This is a genomic window from Mesorhizobium sp. M8A.F.Ca.ET.208.01.1.1 (assembly GCF_004791315.1).
In the GTDB taxonomy this organism is placed as follows: Bacteria; Pseudomonadota; Alphaproteobacteria; order Rhizobiales; family Rhizobiaceae; genus Mesorhizobium.
The window spans coordinates 1-341 of record NZ_SRUT01000171.1 but is presented as its reverse complement, the minus strand read 5'-3'; the positions used below and the strand labels follow the sequence as shown (position 1 = coordinate 341).

The following is a 341-nucleotide window of genomic DNA, read 5'->3' as shown; positions in this document are numbered from 1 at the left end:
GACCGCTCGACCCCAAGGCGGGAATCGTCATCGGGCCGCCGACGCTGGCCGGCTGGCACAATGTGCCGCTGATCGACATCCTGAGCCGCCAGTTCGGCCTGCCGGTGCGGCTGGAGAACGACGCCAATGCGGCTGCACTCGGCGAATGGCGCTTCGGCGCCGGCCGCGGCGCCGGCTCGCTGGTCTTCGTCACGGTGTCGACCGGCATCGGCGGCGGCGTGGTCGCCGACGGCCACATCTACCACGGCAGGCGCGGGCTCGCGGCCGAGATCCGCCACATGGCGATCACCGGCGCAGGCGACCGCTGCTTCTGCGGCAACGTCGGCTGCTTCGAGGCGTGC

At 72.4% G+C, this 341-nt stretch carries 1 protein-coding gene; it reads left to right on the top strand.

Features of this window, described 5'->3' with window-relative positions:
* A partial coding sequence (locus tag EN851_RS34780; RefSeq protein ID WP_135931087.1) for an ROK family protein occupies positions 1-341 on the top strand: 341 nt, incomplete at both ends.